Annotated in this window: 15 protein-coding genes and 2 tRNA genes; 15 read left to right on the plus strand and 2 right to left on the minus strand. The window is 60.0% G+C overall.

Going from position 1 to position 16877, the window contains the following annotated elements:
* Nucleotides 1-59 precede the first annotated feature (59 nt).
* The gene (locus U1A24_RS02040; RefSeq protein WP_322320327.1) at nt 60-1493 is read right to left on the minus strand and encodes a Glu/Leu/Phe/Val dehydrogenase; all 1434 of its coding nucleotides are present in this window, start codon (nt 1491-1493) and stop codon (nt 60-62) included.
* A gap of 365 nt (nt 1494-1858) precedes the next feature.
* Here U1A24_RS02040 and U1A24_RS02045 point away from each other — a divergent pair, with 365 nt between their 5' ends.
* The 5 genes from U1A24_RS02045 to U1A24_RS02065 all read left to right on the plus strand — a co-directional run bounded on the left by U1A24_RS02045 (nt 1859) and on the right by U1A24_RS02065 (nt 7734).
* Nucleotides 1859-3487, plus strand: a complete 1629-nt coding sequence (locus tag U1A24_RS02045; RefSeq protein WP_322320328.1) for a pilus assembly protein TadG-related protein — start codon at nt 1859-1861, stop codon at nt 3485-3487.
* A 437-nt stretch (nt 3488-3924) separates the two neighbouring features.
* On the plus strand, nt 3925-5550 hold the full coding sequence (locus U1A24_RS02050; protein WP_322320329.1) for a pilus assembly protein TadG-related protein: 1626 nt from the start codon (nt 3925-3927) through the stop codon (nt 5548-5550).
* Nucleotides 5547-6080, plus strand: coding sequence for a TadE family protein (locus U1A24_RS02055; RefSeq protein WP_322320330.1), 534 nt, complete (start codon nt 5547-5549; stop codon nt 6078-6080). The genes U1A24_RS02050 and U1A24_RS02055 overlap by 4 nt, the downstream gene beginning before the upstream one ends.
* A 10-nt stretch (nt 6081-6090) precedes the next feature.
* Nucleotides 6091-6651: a TadE/TadG family type IV pilus assembly protein gene (locus U1A24_RS02060; RefSeq protein ID WP_322320331.1), complete on the plus strand. Its 561-nt coding sequence runs from the start codon at nt 6091-6093 to the stop codon at nt 6649-6651.
* A gap of 171 nt (nt 6652-6822) precedes the next feature.
* The gene (locus U1A24_RS02065) at nt 6823-7734 is read left to right on the plus strand and encodes a pirin family protein (protein ID WP_322320332.1); all 912 of its coding nucleotides are present in this window, start codon (nt 6823-6825) and stop codon (nt 7732-7734) included.
* Here the strand turns inward: U1A24_RS02065 and U1A24_RS02070 are convergent.
* Entirely contained in the window at nt 7718-8053 is a 336-nt protein-coding gene (locus tag U1A24_RS02070) for a hypothetical protein (RefSeq protein WP_322320333.1), read from the minus strand. The genes U1A24_RS02065 and U1A24_RS02070 overlap by 17 nt on opposite strands.
* A gap of 23 nt (nt 8054-8076) precedes the next feature.
* Between U1A24_RS02070 and U1A24_RS02075 the strand changes: the two genes are divergently transcribed.
* From U1A24_RS02075 to U1A24_RS02120, 10 genes are all read left to right on the plus strand, one after another.
* A complete protein-coding gene (locus tag U1A24_RS02075; protein WP_322320334.1) occupies nt 8077-9366 on the plus strand; it encodes a homoserine dehydrogenase in 1290 nt (429 codons plus the stop codon).
* A 222-nt stretch (nt 9367-9588) separates the two neighbouring features.
* The gene (gene glpX, locus U1A24_RS02080) at nt 9589-10554 is read left to right on the plus strand and encodes a class II fructose-bisphosphatase (RefSeq protein WP_054007969.1); all 966 of its coding nucleotides are present in this window, start codon (nt 9589-9591) and stop codon (nt 10552-10554) included.
* An 89-nt stretch (nt 10555-10643) separates the two neighbouring features.
* On the plus strand, nt 10644-12386 hold the full coding sequence (recJ, locus tag U1A24_RS02085) for a single-stranded-DNA-specific exonuclease RecJ (RefSeq protein ID WP_322320335.1): 1743 nt from the start codon (nt 10644-10646) through the stop codon (nt 12384-12386).
* Between the two features lie 54 nt (nt 12387-12440).
* A tRNA-Glu gene (locus U1A24_RS02090) sits at nt 12441-12515 on the plus strand.
* A 102-nt stretch (nt 12516-12617) separates the two neighbouring features.
* Nucleotides 12618-13424: a lytic murein transglycosylase gene (locus U1A24_RS02095; RefSeq protein WP_322320336.1), complete on the plus strand. Its 807-nt coding sequence runs from the start codon at nt 12618-12620 to the stop codon at nt 13422-13424.
* A gap of 54 nt (nt 13425-13478) precedes the next feature.
* Nucleotides 13479-13553, plus strand: a tRNA-Glu gene (locus U1A24_RS02100).
* A gap of 121 nt (nt 13554-13674) precedes the next feature.
* On the plus strand, nt 13675-14565 hold the full coding sequence (locus U1A24_RS02105) for a LysR family transcriptional regulator (protein WP_322320337.1): 891 nt from the start codon (nt 13675-13677) through the stop codon (nt 14563-14565).
* 90 nt (nt 14566-14655) lie between these two features.
* Nucleotides 14656-15072: a DoxX family protein gene (locus U1A24_RS02110; protein WP_322320338.1), complete on the plus strand. Its 417-nt coding sequence runs from the start codon at nt 14656-14658 to the stop codon at nt 15070-15072.
* Between the two features lie 22 nt (nt 15073-15094).
* Nucleotides 15095-15904: a VOC family protein gene (locus U1A24_RS02115; RefSeq protein ID WP_322320339.1), complete on the plus strand. Its 810-nt coding sequence runs from the start codon at nt 15095-15097 to the stop codon at nt 15902-15904.
* A 1-nt stretch (nt 15905) separates the two neighbouring features.
* Nucleotides 15906-16847 carry a glutathione S-transferase family protein gene (locus U1A24_RS02120; RefSeq protein WP_322320340.1) on the plus strand — a complete coding sequence of 314 codons (942 nt, stop codon included), beginning with the start codon at nt 15906-15908 and terminating at the stop codon, nt 16845-16847.
* Nucleotides 16848-16877 lie beyond the last annotated feature (30 nt).

A 16877-nucleotide genomic window follows, 5' to 3' on the forward strand; every position in this document is an offset into this window, starting at 1 on the left:
GGCCGCTGCCTTAGACATCGGTGCCTCCGGCGGGAGTATTTAGACCAGTCTGAAAGACGTTACAGACCCTTTGACTTATAGGTCGCAGCGATCCGCCCGATCGACACGATATAGGCCGCAACCCGCAGATCGCCGACCTCGGGCCTTCCGTGCCAGACCTCGCGCATCGCCTGATAGGCCGTACGCATGGTGTCATCCAACCCCGAGCGCACCAGCGCCAATTCATCCGAGCCTTGCAGGAACTTCTTCTTGAAATCCGGCGTCAACTGCCAGCCCAGATGCTGATCGTTCGACAGCCGCTCCAACTCTTCGACCAACACTCGCGAGCGCGACTCTTCTGCCCGCCGTTGCATCCGGCCAAAGCGGATATGGCTGAGGTTCTTCACCCATTCGAAATACGACACCGTCACCCCGCCCGCGTTGGCATACATGTCCGGGATGATCACGCAGCCCTTGGCGCGCAAAACCTCATCCGCGCCATAGGTGATCGGGCCGTTGGCGGCCTCGATGATCAACGGCGCTTGAATCCGCGCCGCATTGCCAAGATTGATCACGCCCTCCAAAGCCGCCGGGATCAGGATATCGCTTGCCATCTCCAGCACCTTGGCACCGTCAACGACATGTCTGGCCTTGGGATATGCCGCGAGCAAACCATCGTTGCGATTCATCCACTGCCGCACGTCTTCCACGTCGATACCGTCTTCGTTCACCAAGGCTCCGTCGCGCTCGATGATCGCGATCACCTTGGCGCCGTCTTCTTCCGACAAGAACTTCGCCGCGTGATAGCCCACGTTGCCCAAGCCCTGAACCACAACCCGCTTGCCATCCAGATCGCCCGACAGCCCTGCCGCCGCCGCATCTTCGGGATGACGGAAGAACTCTTGCAGCGCATATTGCACGCCGCGCCCGGTCGCCTCGACCCGGCCCTGAATGCCGCCTGCATGCGGCGGCTTGCCGGTCACACAGGCCTTGGCGTTGATATCGGTGGTGTTCATCCGCGCATATTGGTCGGCGATCCACGCCATCTCGCGCTCGCCGGTGCCCATATCCGGGGCGGGCACGTTCTGCGCCGGATTGATCAGATCGCGCTTGATCAGCTCATAGGCAAAGCGCCGGGTGATCTGCTCCAGCTCATGCTCGTCCCACTGACGCGGATCAATGCACAGCCCGCCCTTTGATCCGCCAAACGGCGTTTCCACCAGCGCGCATTTATAGGTCATCAGCGCCGCCAGCGCCTCGACCTCATCCTGATTGACCCCCAGCGAATAGCGGATGCCGCCTTTCACCGGTTCCATATGTTCAGAATGCACCGAGCGATAGCCGACAAACGTCTCAATCTTGCCGCGCAACCGCACGCCAAACCGCACCGTATAGGTCGAATTGCAGACCCGGATCTTTTCCTGAAGACCGGGGCCAAGGTCCATCAGCGCGGTCGCGCGCCGAAACATCATATCTACGGATTCGCGAAAACTCGGCTCGCCTGCAACGCTCATGGTCATCCTCCCTGAATGCCGTCTCTCAACCCGGCAGAGCGCATGTTACGCTCCCCCAACACCTACCGCCGTTTGCTTAATAAACCAGCAAACATTGTAAGCAGATTTGAGCCGCTTTTGACCAAAAGTGATTCGGGATTATACAATATGGGCGATAGTGTGGCACCACATACAACCTATGCGGAAGTAGACTGTCGTCAACTTCGCCACAGTTAAACGCCTGCATTGCCAGTGTTTCCGGCACGGTCAACAATGCCCCCTACTTGTCAATGTTGCCACAATTTTGCCACAACTTCTGGGCAGCAAAGTGGCGAAAGGATGTGCTTGCGGGGGCATATCCAAGTCGCCGAGTTAAGGAACATACAGTGGTTTTTGCTCTCTCCCCCCGCGCCCTGACGCGCAATCTGGTTATTCACAGCCAAAAATTTCGTCGTGATGAAGACGGCGCTTTGATCATTTTCGCCCTCGTGCTGTTCTTGCTAATGGCAATGATGGGCGGTGTCGCCATCGACATCATGCGCTACGAGACCGTGCGCACAGATCTGCAAAACACACTTGACCGCTGCACCTTGATGGCCGCAAGCCTTGACCAACGGCTCGATCCGCAATCGGTAGTAGATGATTGCGTCGATAAATCCGGGTTTGGAGAAAACCTTCAGGGCGTGCAGGTCACACAGTCGCTGAATTCGCGCAGCGTGCTATCTAACGGCCGCGTCGGTACCAAACCGTTCTTTCTGCACTTGATCGGCATCGACAAATTTGACGCGCTTGGCGCGTCCGGAGCTGTGCAAGCCATTACCAATGTCGAAATCGCGCTGGTGCTGGACGTATCCGGCTCGATGAGCGGCGCCAAACTCGCAAATCTCAAGGTCGCGGCAGCCGAGTTTGTCGACAACATGTTGGCCAACGATCCCAATCACCGCATTTCGATCTCAATCGTGCCATACAATGCGCAAGTGAACCTCGGCTCCGTGCTGCGCGCCAAATATCAAGCCGTCAATTTGCATGGCGTGACCGATGTGAACTGCCTCGAATTGCCAGCTTCGGTGTTCAACACCCCCGGCATATCTCGCACCCTTAATCTGCCAATGATGGCCTATGCTGACTACAACTATGGCACCAGCAAAACTGACGCCTATGTCGCACCGACCAACACCAGCTACGCTGTTCCGAACTACAGCAACGTCTATTGCACAAAAGCTGCAACAAACATTGTCAGGCTGCCCAGCCAGAACGCGACAACACTGAAATCGCAGATCAATGGTCTTGTCGCAGGCGGCAACACCTCGATCACTTTGGGGATGAAATGGGGTCTGTCGCTCCTCGATCCCTCAGCCCGCGGCATGTACAACGAGTTGATCGGCGCAGGCCAGATGGGCGCGAATCTTGCGGGCCGACCGTTCGACTATGCGGATCCCGAGTCGATGAAGGTCATCGTGCTGATGACGGATGGGGAGCATGTTGCCCACAATCGCGTCACCGATGGCTATAAAACCGGCCCTTCGCCGATCTACAAAAGCACAGACGGTCGGTATTCGGTCTACCACGCGGCCCACGCTGGCGACAAATACTGGGTGCCGCATCTGAACAGTTGGTCAGCGGGCCCATACAACAGTGGCGTGCAGCAACAGTGGCAAGACGTCTGGGCCAATCTGAAGGTCAGCTATGTCGCATGGCAGTTCTACGCGCGCGCGCATGGCGCCGGCTCGGGGGGGCGCACCTCGGTCTACAACACGATGATGAATGATATGGTGCAGACCTATGACTCGGTCGGCGGCATGAACGCCTCGCTGCAACAAAGCTGTGCCTTGGCCAAACAAAGCGACGTGCTCGTCTATGGCATCGCGTTCGAGGCTCCCAGCAACGGTCAGGCGCAAATCTCGCAATGCGCCACGTCATCCGCGCACTACTATGATGCCCAGAGCGGGGCCGAGATTCGGGCAGCTTTCCGCGCCATCGCCTCAAATCTGACCCAGCTGAAGCTGACGCAGTAGCTCAACTCAGGCACTCTGCCCCCCAATCCTTGCATCCGGGGGCAACTCCCCTCCTCTGCGTCGGCCAGAACCAATGATCCAGCGCTTCACAACACCTGATTCGCAGCAATCATCAATGCATTCAGATCCTGCCCACATAGCCAAACTGCGCCGGAGCAGAGCCCCGTCAAATTGTGCCTTTCAGTGCAATAATTCCGACGTTCAGGGCAATTTATTCAAAACAAAATGGTTTTCGACACAAGCCGCCCACAATCTGAAACACCAACGCCATAGTTTTGCCCAAGGCTACGCGCTTTATGCCGCTTCAAGGTGTGTTTCCATGCCTCGTCGTCAGGTGCCCCGCACCGTCAGCTGTGAGCAGGAGTTGGGATATGTCCATGTTCAATGCGAACGTTGGAGATCAGCGCGATTGCAAAAGAAAACCGCCGTGTGCGGTGTTGAAACGCTTTTACGAGACGCAAGATGGATCACTTTCCGTCCTAGCGCTCTGCCTGTTTTTGCTGATGGTGATGATGGGGGGCCTCGCGGTTGACCTGATGCGCTACGAACAGACCCGAACCACGCTACAAAATACACTGGACCGCGCCACGCTGGCCTCGGCATCGCTGACCCAAACGCTGGATCCGGCAGAAGTGGTGGCGGATTACTTCACCAAGGCCGGAATGGAAAAATACCTTGAGGGTGTCACGGTCACCGAAGGTCTGAACTACCGCAACGTCACCGCCGATGCGTCTGCTGCAACCGATCCCTTTTTCATGCATTTAATCGGACACAGCAAGATGGATGCCAAAGGGCATTCGATGGCCGAACAACGCGTCACCAATGTCGAAATCATGCTGGTTCTTGACGTGTCGGGCTCAATGGCGTCGAACAGCAAACTGGCGAACCTGAAGACAGCCGCCAAAGAATTCGTTGACACCGTGCTGTCCAGCGATCCCGAGCACAAAATCTCGATCGGCATCGTGCCGTTTAACGGTCAGGTCAATATCGGCCCCGATCTTCGCGCCAAATACACCGCACTGACCGACGATCCGGGGGTGACCAACGTGCAATGCGTTGATTTGCCTAGTACGGTCTACAACTCGACGGCTCTGCCGACGAACACTGTGATGTCGATGACTGCACATGCAGACACCTATTCTGGCACCAACCAGACCAACTCCTATGTTTCCTACACCAACACGAGCTATGCCATCGGGTATGATGCCACCAACAACTCCGGCAACGTCTGGTGCCCGCCGATTGCAGGCAACATCATTCGGCTACCATCTCAATCAATCTCCTCCCTGCAGGGCCAGATCAACGGGCTGGTGGCGGTTGGTGCCACCTCGATCAATGCCGGGCTGAAATGGGGGCTGGCCCTGATGGATCCCTCTGCCGAGAATATGTACGATCAGTTGATTTCGGCAGGCAAAATGACTGGCGATCTCAGCGGGCGCCCGTTCAGCTTTACCGACCCCGAGGCCATGAAGGTGATCGTGCTGATGACCGATGGCGAGCATTTCGCCGAAGAGCGGGTCAATTCCGATGGCGCTCCCAACTATAAATCTGGCAACTCCCCGATCTATAAAAGTGTCAACGACGGCAACTATTCGATCTACCACGCGGGCGTCAGCGGAAACAAATACTGGGTGCCTCATCTCAGCCGGTTTCAGGCCCTGCCTTGGACCAACTCGAACAACACCGGCACCTATAGTGTGCAAACCTGGCCTCGGGTTTGGGAGGAAATGCGACTGAGCTATGTTGCGTGGCAGTTCTACGCCCGCGCTCTGGGTAGCACGAACTCAGCACGCAATATCGAATATGCGAACCGAATAGCCGCCTTCCGCAGCCAAACCCCAACCACCTCCATGGACAGTCAGCTGCAGCAGATTTGCGGGTTGGCGAAAGGCCAGGGCGTGATCGTCTATGGCATCGCGTTTGAGGCCCCCACCCTTGGTCAAACCCAGATCCGCAACTGCTCGACCTCTTCGGCGCATTACTTCAACGCCGCCGGTCTGCAAATTCGCACCGCCTTCCGCTCTATTGCCAGCAACATCAGCCAGTTGAGGCTGACGCAATGATCGGCAGATTCAAACGTTTATTCCACGCATTGCGGCGTGAGGATGGCACAGCGGCGGTAGAGTTCGTCGTCGCCGTGCCGCTGTTGATCACCATTTTCATGGCGTCGTTTGAAAGCGGCCTGCTGATGATCCGCTCGATCATGCTAGAGCAGTCCGTTGACAAGACCATGCGCGAGTTGCGCTTGGGCCATTACCCGCTGCCCGACGCCGAATTGCTGAAAGACGAAATCTGCACGCGTACCGTGATCTTCAAGGATTGCGCGGCAAACATCACCATCGAAATGACCCGGATCAGCACCGCAAATTGGGCGCTGCCGACCACTGGGGTGGCCTGCATCGACCGTTCCGAAGAAATCCAACCCGTCGTCTCGCTACAAATCGGCCAGCAGAATGATATTATGCTGGTGCGGGTTTGCGTCGTGCAAGATGCGCTGTTCCCCACAACCGGCATCGGCCTCGGCCTGCCAAAAGACGGCCACGGCGGATATGGCGTGATTACGACATCGGCCTTTGTGACTGAACCGACGTGAGAGTACCGAAATGAAATCGCTTCGTAAAATGTACAGCCGTTTTGGTCGCGACGAAAGCGGTGTGCTAATGGCCGAGGCCATTATCGTGCTGCCTTTCATGTTGTGGTCTTACCTTGCTCTGTTCGTCTATTGGGACGCCTTCCGCTCGGTCAACACCGTGCAGAAAGCCGCTTACACCATTTCCGACATGATCTCGCGTGAGATGGTGACACTGCCAACCAACTATGTCACCGGCATGCGCGATCTGATGCGCTATCTGATTGACGGTGATCAAACCGTAAAAATCCGCGTCACTTCGGTCACTTGGTCGGACGACAACAGCCGGTTTGAGGTCGACTGGTCGCGCTCGCCCGACAACGCCATGGTACAACTGACCACCACGACCATCGACAATTTCGCCTACCGCATCCCCAAGATGGCAGACGGCGACCGCGTCATAATCGTGGAAACCGAGGTCAGCTATCACCCCGCCTTCAATGTCGGCATGGATGACGAAGTGATTAAGCAATTCGTGGTCACCCGCCCCCGCTTCATCCCCAAACTCTGCATGACGGGCGTCACCTGCTCCTGATCATCCGAACCATTCACAGTCAAGCGATCCACGCAAATATGCACATCAGACCTGTGCATTCACGCCTTGCTGCAAATCCGCACCGGACCTACCTTTGTGACCAAGCGGATTGCGTCTCATCTCTCTAGGCTGGGACGCAACTCCTCCCTTCGCACTCAAAGGAGCAAGCCCATGTCACTCCGCCCCGTTCTGAACCAATCCACCGCCCAACCGCATGTCGAAGGTGCTGGCGTGCATCTGCACCGCGCCTTTGGCTTTGGCGATCCGACCCAGTTCGACCCCTTCCTGCTGTTCGATGATTTCCGCGGTGAAACCCCGCGTGATTACATGGCGGGCTTCCCGTGGCATCCCCATCGCGGCATCGAAACCATCACCTATGTGCTGGCGGGCGCCGTCGAGCATGGCGACAGCCTTGGCAATCGCGGCACGCTGAAACGCGGCGACGTGCAGTGGATGACCGCAGGCTCTGGCATCCTGCATCAGGAAATGCCGAAGGGCAACGCCAAGGGCCAGATGCACGGCTTCCAGCTTTGGGCCAACCTGCCGAAAGCGCTCAAGATGACCAAACCGCGCTATCAGGATGTCAAATCCAACGACATTCCCGAAATCATGGATGACGATGGCTCCATCGTGAAGGTGATTGTGGGCAGCTTCTGGGGCAAAACCGGCCCGGTTGATGGCATTGCTGCCGATCCGCAATACCTTGACGTCTATGTGCCGCCAGAAAAGAAAAAGACTTTCAAGATCGACACCCGCCGCCACGCCTTCGCCTATATCTTTGAAGGCGCAGGCAAATTCGCCGACAGCTCGCGCCCACGCGGTGTCCTGCTGGAGAAAGAATACAAGGGTGAAGAGCTGAATATCCGCGATCTATCCGGCAACCGCACCCTGATCGAGTTTGGCAAGGGCGATGAAATCACCGTGCAAGCTGGCCCGAACGGCATCCGCTTTCTGCTGGTCTCGGGTGCGCCGATCCAGGAACCTGTCGCATGGCACGGTCCCATCGTGATGAACACCAAAGCCGAGCTGCAACAAGCCATGACCGAGTTGCGCAACGGCACCTTTATCAAACCTGCGCACTAGCGGCGACGCCTGCGCATTGAACCTGAACCAACCGCGCGTTATGCTCCGCAGCATGACGCGCGCCCTTCTCCTGATCCTCGCCCTCTCGGCCTGCGCCCAATTCCCGGAAGTGGATGCGGGCAGCCGCACAAACCTGCCCACGCCCAGCCTGCTTCCCACCGATCAACTGATCGCTGGCGTCGATCAGACCGCCCCCGCCGACCCGCTGGCTGGCCCAGTCGCGGCCCTGAATGCCCGTGCCGCTGCTTTGCGCGCCCAAGCGGCCATCCAATAACCGCGCGTTGCACAGCGCCACGCCATCGGCTAACACCCGGCGCAAGCAATCTGAAACGGAGTCCCCCCATGTCTGCCAAACCCCTGCGCATTGGTCTCGCTGGTCTTGGCACCGTGGGGATTGGTGTGGTGAAGATCGTGCAGCAACATGCTGATCTGATCGCCAAACGCACCGGGCGCACCGTGCAGATCACCGCCGTCTCCGCGCGCGATCAATCCAAGAACCGCGATGCGGATTTGTCCGGCTATGCTTGGGAAACCGACCCGGTGGCACTCGCCCAACGCGATGACATCGATGTGTTTGTCGAAGTCATGGGCGGTCATGAAGGCCCCGCCAAACTGGCCACCGAAGCCGCCATCGCCGCAGGCAAGGACGTGGTTTCCGCCAACAAAGCCCTGCTCGCGCATCACGGCCAAGCCCTTGCCCTGGCCGCCGAAGCCGCAGGCCACGTCATCCGCTTTGAAGCCGCCGTTGCAGGCGGCATCCCGGTGATCAAGGCGCTGACCGAAGGCCTCGCTGGCAACCAGATCAAACGCGTGATGGGCGTGATGAACGGCTCGTGCAACTACATCCTGACCCGGATGCAGAACGAGGGCCTCTCCTACGCCGAAGTCTTCGACGCCGCCCAGCAACTCGGCTACCTCGAAGCCGACCCGAACCTCGACGTCGGCGGCATCGACGCAGGCCACAAACTGGCGCTGCTCGCCTCTATCGCCTTTGGCACCAAAGTCAGCTTTGACGCCGTCGAGCTTGAAGGCATCGGCGCGATCTCCATCGACGATATCAAACTCGCCGCCGACATGGGCTACCGCATCAAACTTCTGGGTGTGGCGCAAATGACCGGACGCGGGCTAGAGCAACGCATGACCCCCTGCCTTGTCCCCGCCGACAGCCCGCTCGGACAGTTGCAAGGCGGCACCAATATGGTTGTCCTCGAAGGAGATTCCGTCGGCCAGATCGTCCTGCGCGGCCCCGGCGCGGGCATGGGGCCAACCGCAAGCGCCGTGATGTCCGATGTGCTCGACATCGCGCGCGGCCTGCGCCTGCCAACCTTCGGCCAACCCGCTACCAGCCTCGCCACCCCGCAAGCCGCAAAATCCGCCACCCCGGCCAGCTATTACCTGCGCATGACGCTTCTGGACAAACCCGGCGCTTTGGCCAAAATCGCCACCTGTCTGGGTGATGCAGGCGTCTCCATCGACCAGATGCGGCAATATGACCACGAAGGCGACAAAGCCACCGTGCTGATCGTCACCCACAAAGCCACCCGCGCCGATATCGACCACGCAACCGGGCGCTTTGCAGGCACTGGCGTGATGGTGGGCGCGCCCGTGGCGTTGCGGATCGAAGAAGTCTGACCGCGATTCGTAGGGTTTGGGTAACGCAAGTTTCCCTGCCTGCGCGTCAACACGCAAAAAGCACAGGCGAAGCTCGGCGAAAGCACAGCGACAACGCGCCGCAAAACCCTGCAACTCGGCAGATTACCTCAGCGCCCTGAAACTGTTAGCGCCACCATCCTTGCCGCCTCGCCCTGCCCCGGCTAGACGAGGGAAAACCCCATTTTCCCGCAAGGATATCTCATGGCCGACGTCACCGAATTCCAAGACCGCCTGCTTTCCCTCGGCCTCGCCCGCGTGTCCGAGGCCGCAGCTCTTGCCTCCGCCAAGCTGATCGGGCGCGGTGATGAGAAAGCGGCGGATCAGGCAGCGGTCAACGCCATGCGCGACCAGTTGAATTTGCTGGATATTGCCGGCGTCGTGGTAATCGGTGAAGGCGAGCGCGACGAGGCGCCGATGCTGTATATCGGTGAAGAGGTCGGCACCGGCAATGGCCCCGCTGTCGACATCGCGCTCGACCCGCTGGAAGGCACCACGCTGACCGCCAAAGACATGCCGAACGCCCTGACCGTGATCGCGATGGCCCCGCGCGGCACGCTGCTGCACGCCCCCGATGTCTATATGGAAAAACTCGCCATCGGCCCCGGCTACGCCCCAGACACCGTCACCCTCGACATGCCCCCCGCTGCCCGCGTTCGCGCATTGGCCCGCGCCAAAGGGGTCGCCGCCGACGAGATCACCGTCTGCATCCTGGAACGACCCCGACATGAGGCCTTGATCGCCGAAGTCCGCTCCACAGGTGCTGCCATCCGCCTGATCACCGATGGCGATGTGGCAGGCGTCATCCATTGTGCGGAAAGCGAAATCACTGGCATCGACATGTATATGGGCTCCGGCGGCGCACCCGAAGGCGTGCTCGCGGCCTCTGCGTTGAAATGCATGGGCGGCCAGATCTACGGCAAGCTCTTGTTCCGCAATGACGATGAAAAAGCCCGCGCTTACAAAGCGGGCATCACCGATCTGAACCGCATCTACACCCGCGACGAAATGGTCACCGCCGACGTGATTTTCGCGGCCACTGGTGTGACCCAAGGCTCGATCCTGCAAGGCATCAAGATCGAACCCGGCTGGGTCACCACCGAAACCATCCTGATGCGCTCGAAAACCGGTTCGGTGCGCCGGATGCTCTATAAAAGCCCAATGAAATAAGCCGCAGACCGATTTCCGCCCCGGAAATCGTGCCGGAATTTCTCAAATTTCGCCTTGCTCCAGGCCGCTCTGTCAGGCACACCCCAAGCATGACAGAGCGCGCCTTCCTCTCGGTTGACCATTCGCTGACCCAACGCCGCTGGATTGGCCCCGGTGACGAGGCCGAACGTCTGGCCGAGGCGATGGCCCAGATCACCCGCCTGCCCCTCGCGCTCTGCGCGACCCTCGTCGCCCGCGGGATAACCCCGCAAGACGCCCCGGCCTTCCTTGCCCCGCAACTGCGCGATCTGCTGCCCGATCCCTTGAAACTGCGCGACATGGCCAAGGCTGCCGCCCGCTTTCTGCACGCCCTGAAAACCCGCCAACGCATTGCAATCTTTGCGGATTATGACGTTGATGGCGGATCCTCAGCCGCCCTTCTCATCATCTGGCTACGGGCGATGGGTGCGCAAGCCACGCTCTACATCCCCGACCGCATTGACGAAGGCTATGGCCCCAACGTGCCCGCAATGGCCGAACTCGGACGCCAGCACGACCTGATTCTATGCGTCGATTGCGGCACGCTCAGCCATGATCCAATCGCCGCCGCCAATTGCGACGTCGTCGTGCTGGATCACCACCTCGGCGCTGAAACCCTCCCCCCCGCTTTCGCCGTGGTAAACCCCAACCGGCAGGATGAAGACGGCGATCTCGGCCATCTTTGTGCGGCGTCCGTGGTGTTCCTGATGCTGGTCGAGGCCAATCGTCAACTGCGCGCCGACGGCAGCCAAGGCCCTGATCTGATGGCGCTTCTCGATCTCGTCGCCCTCGCCACGGTGGCGGATGTCGCCCCCCTGATCGGCGTCAACCGCGCCTTCGTGCGCCAAGGTCTCAAGGTCATGGCGCGCCGCGAACGTGCAGGCCTGCGCGCCCTTGCCGACATCGCCCGCATGGACCAAGCCCCCACGCCCTACGCCCTCGGCTTCCTGCTTGGCCCCCGCGTCAACGCAGGTGGTCGCATCGGCCAAGCCGACCTCGGCGCGCGGCTGCTGTCCACCGATAGCCCAACCGAAGCAACCGCTTTGGCCGAGAAGCTTGACCTTTTGAACACCGAGCGCCGCGACATCGAAGCCCGCGTCCGCGAAGAGGCCCTCTCCCAAGCCGAGATGCGCGGCATGGACGGCCCCCTCGTCTGGGCCGCAGGCGACGGCTGGCACCCCGGCGTCGTTGGCATCGTCGCGGCCCGGCTGAAAGAGGCCAGCCACCGCCCCTCCGTGGTGATCGGCTTTGATGGCAACGAAGGCAAAGGCTCCGCCCGTTCCGTCAGCGGCGTCGATCTCGGTGCCGCGATCCACCGCCTGACCACCGAAGGCCTGCTGCTAAAGGGCGGCGGTCACAAAATGGCCGCAGGCCTCACCGTCGCGCGCGATAAACTCGAAGCTGCGATGGAGCGCCTGTCAGACCTGCTCGCCAAACAAGGCGCAGGCGCAGGCGGGCGCGAAGACCTGCGCATCGACAGCCTGCTGATGCCCACCGCCGCAACCCCCGGATTTGTCGAACAAATCGAATCCGCAGGCCCCTTCGGTGCCGCTGCCCCCGCCCCCAGATTTGCCTTTGCTGATACCAACGTCACCACCCGCCGCGTCGGTGAAAAACACCTGAAACTGTCCTTCGGTGACAGCATGGGCGCGCGCATCGAAGGCATCGCTTTCGGCGCTTTCGACACCGATCTTGGCCCGGCTTTGGAAAATGCCGGCCATCAACGCTTTCACCTTGCAGGGCGGTTGGAGCTGAACACATGGGGCGGCAGGACCCGCGTGCAATTTCGTCTGGAAGATGCGGCAAAAGCGTGATTTTTCCTCTTGCGAAGCGTGCTTTCTGCCCTTAAACACCGCCCGACCAACAGTGGCCCGTTCGTCTATCGGTTAGGACATCTGGTTTTCAACCAGGCAAGAGGGGTTCGACTCCCCTACGGGCTGCCACTTTTCCCAGAGCATCGCAATAGCATGATCTTGCTGAATAATTTCAGCCCCCTTGCGCCGCACGAATCCCCGGCTATGCTGCCTGCCATATTTCCTTGTTGGATGCAGACCGTGTTGACCAAATCTTTGACCGCATTGCTTTTTTCGCTGACTTTCACCGCCCCCGCTCTGGCCGCCCCTTGCAGCAATACCTCCGCCGGGTTTGATGCTTGGAAAACCGAGATGCTGCGCGAGGCCAAGGCCGAAGGTGTCGGTGAGGCTGGGCGCGCGGCCCTGATGGGGGCCAGCTATTCCAAGGCCACGATATCGGCGGATCGCAATCAGAAAAGCTTCAAATACACCCTGCAAAAGTTCCTGTCGGTGCGCGGTGCGGATGCGATCATCTCGCAAGGCAAGTCGCGCAAAAAGAAGAATCCTGATTTCTACGCGGGGTTAGAGGCACAGTATGGTGTGCCCGCTGGCGTGCTGCTGGCCATTCATGGCATGGAAACCGGCTTTGGCAATTTCATGGGCGACACCAATGTCATCTCGGCCATCGCCACCCTGACCTTTGATTGCCGCCGCTCGGATTTCTTCCGCCCACATCTGCTCGGCGCGTTGATTCTGGTGGACCACGGTTCGATCAGCGCGAAATCGGTCGGCGCGAAGCATGGCGAGCTTGGCCACACCCAGTTTCTGCCCGGCAATGCGCTGGCCTATGGTCAGGACGGCAACGGCGACGGTCGGATTGATCTGAGCAACCTGACCGATGCGATGGCAACCACCGCCAACTATCTGCGCCAGAAAGGCTGGCAGCCCGGCAAGGGCTATCAGGAAGGTGAGCCGAACTTCGCAGCGATCAAGGAATGGAACGCCGCCAAGGTCTATCAGCAGGCCATCGCGCTGATGGGCGCAAAAATCGACGGATAAATCTGTTTTCCCCTCTTGCAGCCCGCGCGCCAACCGCTTAGGAAACGCCGCAGTGGCCCGTTCGTCTATCGGTTAGGACACCAGGTTTTCAACCTGGTAAGAGGGGTTCGACTCCCCTACGGGCTGCCACTTCCCGCAGATTTATCAATCATCCCTGTGGCTTGGGCCAATGCTTGCCTCCGCAGGCTTTACTTCCAAATAAGCAGCAATCCGGCTAGTCTTCGCTATATTCCCCATCAGGGCGGCGCAGATGGACAGGTTGATCAGCGAACGTATGTTCGTCACCGTGCTGGAAACCGGCAGCTTTGCAGCCGCCGCACAGCGCTTGGGCACCAGTTCCGGCCAAGCCTCCAAGCTGGTCTCAAGGCTTGAAGCCGAGCTTGGCGTGCGGCTGTTGCACCGCACCACCCGCGCGCTGGCCGCGACCGAGGCCGGGCAGGCCTATTTCGACCGGTTGCGCAGCTTGTTGGAAGAATTTGACGCGCTTGATACCCAAACCCGCAACGCAGCGCTACTGCCGCGCGGCAAGATCAGGCTCAGTGCACCGCTCAGCTTTGGCACCATTCGCCTCGCGCCCTGCCTTGCCGATTTCGCCAAAGCCTACCCCGAGATCGCGCTGGATGTGCATTTCTCTGACCGCCTTGTGAACCTTGTGGATGAGGGGTTTGACATGGCGGTGCGGGTCGGCAAACCCCGTGACACCACGCTGATTGCCCGCAAGCTGTGCAGCTCGCAACTGATCGTCGCAGCGGCCCCTGGCTATCTGGCGGCGCGCGGTGCGCCCAAAACGCCGCAAGATCTCAGCCAGCACGACTGTCTGATCGACACCAATTACCGCGACCCGCACCGTTGGATGTTCTCTCAGAATCAACGCATTGCGGTGGATGGGCGTTTGACCTTCTCGAATGCCTCTGCCTGCGTCATTGCGGCCGAAGCGGGGCTTGGCATCGCCTCCTCGCCAGATTTCGTCATGGCAGAAAGCCTTGCCTCAGGTCGACTGATCCGCCTGCTGCAAGAGTATGAAGAGCCGCCGATGGGCGTATTCGCGCTTTACCCCTCGGGGCGGCATCTGGCGCTGAAGATGCGGGTGCTGATTGATTATCTGGCACAAAACCTGCCGCACCCCATTCCTTCCATTTAGGATGCAATGATCTTCCAATCGGCATGATTATCGCCAACCCAACAATGAGTCATAGTGCGACCATCCCTCCAAACCCAAAGGATAGCCGCAATGACCGCCCTTCCCACCCAATCCACCTCCCAAGCTGATCTCGCCGCCCTGATCCTGCGGGTCAGCCTTGGCGCTTTGTTCCTCGCCCACGCTGGCCTGAAACTCTTCGTCTTCACCCCCGCTGGCACCGCCGGCTTCTTCCAAAGCATCGGCTTGCCCGGCCCGCTCGCCTATCTGGTGATCGCCGTCGAAGTGCTGGGCGGCCTTGCCCTGATCGCAGGCTACCGCACCCGCATCGTCTCGCTCGCACTGATTCCCGTGCTGCTTGGAGCCATCGTCACCGTGCATTTCGCCGCCGGTTTCTTCTTTTCCAACGCGAATGGCGGCTGGGAATATCCCGCGTTCTGGATCGTCGCCCTTGTGGTGCAGGCCCTGTTGGGTGACGGTGCTGCATCGCTTGGCCGCCGCATCCGCTAACCCTGATCCCCGGAGAACCGACATGTCCACTGCATCTGCCCCCTTGGAAATCGGCCGCGTCGCCCTGACGGTGAATGACATCGGGCGTGTCGGTTCGTTTTATAAACAAGCGCTTGGCTTGGCTGAACTCAGCAATGATGGCGAAACTCTGCGGCTGGGCGCGGGCAACACAACCCTGCTGGAACTGCGCTCTGACAAAGCCGCCCGCCGTCGCAGCCCAAAGGAAGCGGGCCTGTTTCACACCGCTTTTCTGTTGCCATCCCGCGCCGATCTTGGCGCGTGGCTGCTGCACGCCTCTGACAGCCAACTGCCGCTGGAGGGCGCTTCCGACCACCTCGTCAGCGAGGCGATCTATCTGTCTGACCCCGAAGGCAACGGCATCGAGATCTATATCGACCGCCCCCGCTCTGCGTGGAAAACCCAAGACGGCCAGATTCAAATGGCCACCAACGGGCTTGATCTGAACAACCTCGCCGCATCGGCCAAGGCCCCCTTCACCCAAGCCCCCGCAGGCACGGTGATCGGTCACGTCCACCTGCAAGCCGGATCGGTCCCAGAGGCCGAGGCCTTCTACAGCGGTGAACTTGGCTTTGCGATCACCACGCATTACCCCGGTGCGGCCTTCTACGGATCCGGCGGCTACCACCACCACCTCGCCACCAACACTTGGAACAGCCGGGGCGCTGGCCCGCGCAACTTCCCCTCCACCGGCCTCGCCGATCTGGAGATTCTGGCGGATTCCGCCCCCCTCGCCGCCCTGCGCGCCAACCTGCCCACCACGCTGACCGATCCGTGGGGCACCCCGATCACCCTGTCGCCGAAGGTCGTGTAACATGCTGGTGGATGGTAAATGGGTCGCCAACTGGCAGCCGGTGCAGGCGAAAGACGCCGAAGGCGGCTTTGTGCGTCAGCAATCGACGTTCCGCAACTGGATCACCCCCGACGGCGCATCCGGCTTCAAAGCCGAAGCCGGGCGCTATCACCTCTACGTCGCCTTGATCTGCCCTTGGGCCTCTCGCACACTGATTGCACGCAAGCTCAAAGGCTTGGAGCAGGCAATATCGGTCTCTGTCGTCAATCCCGCCCTGACCGACCAAGGCTGGCGCTTTGGCGGCTATCCCGGCAGCACGCCCGACCACTTGCACAACGCCACCTATATGCACGAGATCTACACCCGCGCCGACCCGCATATGTCGGGCCGCGCCACCGTGCCGGTGCTGTGGGACAAACACACCGACACGCTGGTCAACAACGAATCGGCTGACATTGTGCGGATGCTCAACTCTGGTTTCGGCAACCTCGCCTTTGGCCCCGATCTTTACCCCGAAGCGCTGCGCCCCGAGATCGACGCGCTGAACGATGCGATCTATCCCGCCCTGAACAACGGCGTCTACCGCGCGGGCTTTGCCACCACGCAAACCGCCTACGAATCCGCCTTCGCCGATGTCTTCACCACGCTCGACAGCTTAGAGCAGCGCCTGTCCGACAACCGCCCCTACCTGCATGGTGACCAGTTCACCGAAACCGATATCCGCGCCTTCGTCACCTTGATCCGCTTTGACGCTGCCTATCACGGCTTGTTCAAAACCAACCTTCGCCGCATCGCCGATTACCCAAACCTGCAAGCCTATATGCTGCGCATCCTGAACCTGCCCGGCATCCGCGACACCGTCAGCATCGATCATATCAAACGCGGTTATTACTCGATCAAAACCCTGAACCCGCTGGGCCTTGTGCCCGTGGGCCCCGCCCTTGAGTGGGACAAGCGGGACTGATCAGGTCGGGCCGCGCGAAAACCGCGGCCC

The sequence above is a fragment of the Cypionkella sp. genome, from assembly GCF_034376685.1.
Lineage (GTDB): Bacteria > Pseudomonadota > Alphaproteobacteria > Rhodobacterales > Rhodobacteraceae > Cypionkella.